The sequence below is a fragment of the Sphingopyxis sp. genome (genome assembly GCF_016463645.1).
Lineage (GTDB): Bacteria > Pseudomonadota > Alphaproteobacteria > Sphingomonadales > Sphingomonadaceae > Sphingopyxis.
Map to the genome: position 1 here is coordinate 1 of NZ_JAEMQX010000215.1, position 3,348 is coordinate 3,348.

Genomic DNA, 3,348 nt, shown 5'->3' on the forward strand with positions numbered 1-3,348 from the left:
GAGCGGCTGTAATAGCTCGTCGGGTGGACGAAGAAGACCGCGGCGTCGCCCTTGGCGACCGGCGTTTCGGCGGCAGCCTGTGCGGCCTCGGCGGGCGGGATCAGTGGCGCCGCGGTTTTTTCGCCGGGGAGTTCGGTGCCGGGCGTCTCGCTGCCGTCGGCGGCGGGGCGCCAGGCCGAGGGGTCCTTTTCCATCCCCGGGTGCGCGAACCACATTTTGGGGTCGTCATAGGCGTTGGGCGCGACCGCGGCCTGCGGCTTGAATTCGGTGCTGGGGACGAAGGCGGTGCGCGCGATCCAGCCCGGGAAGAGCTGGTATACGACCCCGGCGGCGAGGATCAGCAGGATGATGGCGGCGATGACGTAGAGAAATTTGCGGGCCAAAAGGCGCTCCATGCGGTCGGGAGAGGAAGCGGCGCAGCTTTGGCTTGCCGCGCGACATGAAACAAGCCCAGATGTGGGGCATGACCGATGCAGCCGCAACCGGCGCGCGCGCCGATTCGCCCCGCCAAATGCCCAACGCGTCCGCTCGGCTGGACGACAGCGATCCGCCCTGGCCGCTGCGGCCGTGGATCATGGCCGCGATCTGCGCCGCCGCCGGGCTCGCGTTCCATCTGCTCATCGATCATCATTATGACCACGCGCTTTCGCATTGGCGGAGCGCGCTGGCGACCGCGGTGGCGGTGGCGGCGGTGGTGTTCGTTCTGGGCGTCGAACGCCGCCGCTGGCATTGGGCGCTGGGGTTCGCGCTCGGCTGGGGCGCGATCCTCGGGCTGATCGCCTGGCAGACCGCGGCGTATAATCTGCAGGGATCGCCGATCGAATGGCCCTTCTGGTCGGGGATGCTCGCGGTGCTGGTCGCGACGCCGCTGTTCCAGACGCGGCGCGACGTCGCGCCCGACTGGCGGTTCTGGAGGCTGTGGGCGATGCCTTACCAGCGGCAGCACAGCCATGCATGGGCCGATGCGGTGATCGGCGCCGCAAGCCTTGCGTTCGTCGGCATCACCTTTCTGCTCACGGTGCTGATCGGGCAGATGTTCAAGCTGATCGGGATCAACCTGATCTTCGACCTCCTGAACGACGAATGGTTCGGCTGGATGCTCGCGGGGGCGGCGTTCGGCGGCGCCGTCGGCCTGCTCCGCGAGCGCGACCGGCTCGTTGCGACCTTGCAGCGGCTGGTGATGATCGTGCTCGCGGTGCTGGCGCCGGTGCTGGCCGTGGCGCTGGTGCTGTTCCTGCTCTCGCTGGCGGGGACCGGGCTGCAAAAGCTCTGGGATTCGGGCTTTTCGACCGCGGCGGTGATGATGGCGGTGGCGGCCTTCGCGGTGCTGCTCGCCAATGCGGTGATCGGCAACGGCCGCGACGATCGCGCGACCAGCCCCGCGTTGCGCTGGGCGGCGCCGATCCTTGCGATGGCGGTGCTGCCGCTCGCGGGGATCGCCTTCTACTCGATGCATTTGCGGGTGATCCAGTACGGCTGGACGCCCGAGCGCATCTGGGGCGTGATCGCCGCGATGATCGCGCTGGCTTATGGTTTGGCCGGCGTGTGGGCGGTGGTGAAGGGGCGGCGCGATTTCGACGACTGGCTGCGACCGTTGCAGCAGAAGCTCGCGATCGGGCTGTCCTTGCTCGCGCTGTTCCTCGCGCTGCCGATCCTCGATTTCGGGGCGATTTCGACGCGCGATCAGGTGGCGCGGCTGAAATCCGGGGCGATTACGGCCGAAAAGTTCGACTGGGCGGCGCTGGCGTTCGATTTCGGTCCGACCGGACGGCGGGAGCTGGAGGCGCTGGCGCGATCGACGAACAAGGACCGCGCCGGCCTCGCGAAAATTGCCCTGAACGCCAGATATCGCGGTGACGTTCCGCAAGAACATCAGCGCCATGGTGGCGATGTCGCCGTCGCGGCGACGGCGATCGAAGACAAGGTGCGCGTCCTTCCCGCGGGCAGAATGCTGACGCGCGACGACTATGCGGGCATCGACAGAGGCGGATATTGCCTGAGCCAGCCCTGCATCGCCTATGTCCTGAACAGCGACCGGATCGCGCTGATCCGGCCCGGCGACAATGTCACCCTGATCGAGCGTATCGGCGACAGCGGGCAGTGGCGCCCGTATGACGAGCATCCGCCAAGCCCGGCGCCCGCCGATCTCGGAAAAGCCGACGATCTGAAAAGGGCGGTGGTCGAAGTCCGTCCGGTGATGCGGCAACAGATTTTCGTGAACGGAAAGCCGATGGGCGACAGTTTCGCACCAACGCCGCCGTCGCGGCCCTGACCTGCGTTTCGGCGACGCTGTCGCGGCGCCTTGAAGCGATGCGGCTGGGATGCTAGCGGCGCGGCTTCGTTAAAGTTAGGGCGATCATGGCAATCGATCAGGCAACAGTCAGGAAAATAGCGTCGCTGGCGCGCATCGCGATCAGCGATGCCGAAGCCGCCGCGATGGAAGGCGAACTCAACGGCATCCTCGGCTGGGTCGAGCAACTCGGCGAGGTCGATGTGACCGGGGTCGAGCCGATGACCGCGGTGATCCCGAATACGCTGCGGCTGCGCGACGATGTCGTCGACGCCGACCCGCTTACCGGCGGCAACCGCCGCGACGATATTCTCGCCAATGCGCCCGCGCCGCAGCACGGCTTTTTCGGCGTGCCGAAAGTGATCGAATAATGACCGAACTTACCAACCTCACTGTCGCGCAGATCCGCGACGGGCACCGCGCGGGCGATTTCAGCGCTGTCGAGGTCGCCGAGGCGTTCAACGCCAATGTCGCGGGCGCGAAGGCGCTCAACGCGTTCATCGTCGAGACGCCCGACCATGCGATCGCCGCGGCGAAGCAGGCCGACGCCGACCGCGCTGCGGGGACGCTGAAGCCCTTGTCGGGCGTGCCGATCGGGATGAAGGACCTGTTCGCGACGAACGGCGTCCAGACGACCGCCGCGAGCCATATGCTCGAAGGTTTTGTCCCGCGCTATGAGTCCACCGTTTCGCAGAAATTGTGGGACGCGGGTTGCGGGATGCTTGGCAAGCTCAATCTCGACCAGTTCGCGATGGGGTCGTCGAACGAGACCAGCTATTTCGGCAACGTCATCAGCCCGTGGAAGCGCAACGACGGCGGCAATGCCGCGCTCGCGCCGGGCGGCTCGTCGGGCGGCAGCTCGTCGGCGATCGCGGCGCGGCTGTGCCCCGCGGCGACGGGAACCGACACTGGCGGTTCGATCCGCCAGCCTGCGGCCTTCGTCGGGATCAGCGGGATCAAGCCGACCTATGGCCGCTGCTCGCGCTGGGGCATCGTGGCGTTCGCGAGCTCGCTCGATCAGGCGGGGCCGATGGCGCGCGACGTGCGCGACTGCGCGA

The 3,348-nt window shown here is 67.4% G+C and carries 3 protein-coding genes and 1 pseudogene; 3 read left to right on the forward strand and 1 reads right to left on the reverse strand.

Annotated features, from left to right (window positions below; all coding sequences use genetic code 11):
• A pseudogene (locus tag JHC57_RS21660) lies at nt 1-383 on the reverse strand (hypothetical protein); the annotation flags it as partial.
• Nucleotides 384-463: 80 nt separating this feature from the next.
• Between JHC57_RS21660 and JHC57_RS21665 the strand changes: the two are divergent.
• The 3 genes from JHC57_RS21665 to JHC57_RS21675 all read left to right on the forward strand — a co-directional run.
• Nucleotides 464-2,272 (forward strand): DUF4153 domain-containing protein, encoded by a 1,809-nt coding sequence (locus JHC57_RS21665; protein ID WP_294032649.1) that lies wholly within the window; start codon nt 464-466, stop codon nt 2,270-2,272.
• An 86-nt stretch (nt 2,273-2,358) separates the two neighbouring features.
• Complete coding sequence (gene gatC, locus JHC57_RS21670; protein ID WP_166939344.1) at nt 2,359-2,661, forward strand: Asp-tRNA(Asn)/Glu-tRNA(Gln) amidotransferase subunit GatC; 303 nt, start codon at nt 2,359-2,361, stop codon at nt 2,659-2,661.
• Nucleotides 2,661-3,348 (forward strand): amidase (locus JHC57_RS21675; protein WP_294032650.1); only part of this gene is annotated, 688 nt, incomplete at its 3' end. The genes gatC and JHC57_RS21675, both read left to right, overlap by 1 nt.